General features: G+C 71.2%; 2 protein-coding genes and 1 pseudogene. 1 reads left to right on the forward strand and 2 read right to left on the reverse strand.

What is annotated here, in order from left to right:
- Both SB4_RS18075 and SB4_RS18080 read right to left on the reverse strand, forming a co-directional pair.
- Positions 1-160 (reverse strand): NUDIX domain-containing protein (locus tag SB4_RS18075; protein ID WP_153006331.1); only part of this gene is annotated, 160 nt, incomplete at its 3' end.
- Between the two features lie 2 nt (positions 161-162).
- The gene (locus tag SB4_RS18080; protein WP_058753678.1) at positions 163-1,137 is read right to left on the reverse strand and encodes an alpha/beta hydrolase; all 975 of its coding nucleotides are present in this window, start codon (positions 1,135-1,137) and stop codon (positions 163-165) included.
- A gap of 19 nt (positions 1,138-1,156) precedes the next feature.
- Here SB4_RS18080 and SB4_RS18085 point away from each other — a divergent pair.
- Positions 1,157-1,468 (forward strand): annotated as a pseudogene (locus SB4_RS18085) (histone deacetylase family protein); the annotation flags it as partial.

The raw sequence follows: 1,468 nt of genomic DNA on the forward strand, positions 1-1,468 counted from the left end.
CGCGCAAGGCGGCCGTGTCGGCGTCCTCGCCCGGATCGATCCCGCCCTGCGGCAGCTGCCACGCCTCCAGCGTCGAATCGATCCGCTGGCCGACAAAGACGCGGCCGTCGCGGTTCATCAGGATGACGCCCGCGCAGGGGCGATAGGGAAGGTCGGCCATCATCATTGTCCCATCCGGCGGATATCCTCCGCCTCGACGATCATGGCCTTCAACGCAAGCAGGAATGCGGTCAGATCGGCCACGCCCGACGGGATCGCCTTGCGCAGCGTCGCAAAGCCATGGATCGTGCCCTTGACCTCGCGGAAGGTCACGGCCACACCAGCGCGGGCGAGCGCGGCGGCATAGGCGCGACCCTGGTCGCGGATCGGGTCGCACTCGGCGGTCATGACGATGGCGGGCGGCATCCCGCCAAGGTCGGCCCGCATCGGCGCGGCGCGGACGTCGCTGAGGTCTGCGGCATAGCAGGCGACGAACCAGTCGAGCAGCGCGCGGGTCAGGAAATGCCCCTCGGCGAAATCGCGCAGCGACGGATGCGCCCGCGCCATGTCGGCGGCGGGGTAGAGCAGGGCTTGCGCGATGACCGGCACGGCGGCGGGCCGGTCGCGCAAGGCCAAGGCGGTGACGATGGCCAGCGTCCCGCCCGCGCTGTCGCCCGCGACGATCAGGCCGGTGGTGTCCGGCAGGTCTGCCAACCAGCGCGCCGCCGCCTCGCAATCGTCCGGCGCGGCGGGCCAGGGATGCTCGGGGGCCAGCCGATAGTCGACGGAGACCACCGGCATATCGAGCGTCCGCGCCATCTCGGCGGCGAGCGGGGCGTGGGTGTCGATATCGCCGATCACGAAGCCGCCGCCATGAAAGAAGAGCACCACCGGCCCTGCGCCGCGATCCTCGCGGGGATCGAACCGCCGCGCCGGGATCGGACCCTCCGGTCCGTCGATCGTGAAGCGGTGGTCGGTGCCCAGTAGCCCGATCGGCGGGTCGGTCAGGTCGCGCGCGGCGCGCATCATCTCACGGGCGGCCTCTGGGCCACGCTGCTCCTGGGGCGGGCCGGGCAGGCGGTTATAATAGCCGAGGAAGCGGGCAACATCGGCGCGCAGCTCGGGCAGCGGGGCGGGAGCCCTCCTATCGCGGGTCATGGCTTCCTACCTAGGGGTGATGATCCATGTCGTCCATCACCCCGCCTATGTCACCGAGGCGCCCGCCCGCTCCACCTATCGCTGGGGCAAGAATGGCGCGATCCGCGACCTGCTTCGCGCGCAGGGCGAGGCGGTAGCCTGGACCGAACCGGCGCTGATCCCGCGTGCGTGGCTGGAGGCGGTGCACGACCCGGACTATGTCGCGGAAGTGCTGGAGGCACGGGTGCCGCCCGAAAAGACGCGGCGGACGGGCTTTCCGATAACCCAACAGGTCGCCTATCGCGCCCAGGCGGTGCCGGGCGGGACATGGACGGCGGCGATGCTGGCGCTC

The sequence above is a fragment of the Sphingomonas sanguinis genome (assembly GCF_001476905.1).
Classification (GTDB): Bacteria; Pseudomonadota; Alphaproteobacteria; order Sphingomonadales; family Sphingomonadaceae; genus Sphingomonas; species Sphingomonas sanguinis_B.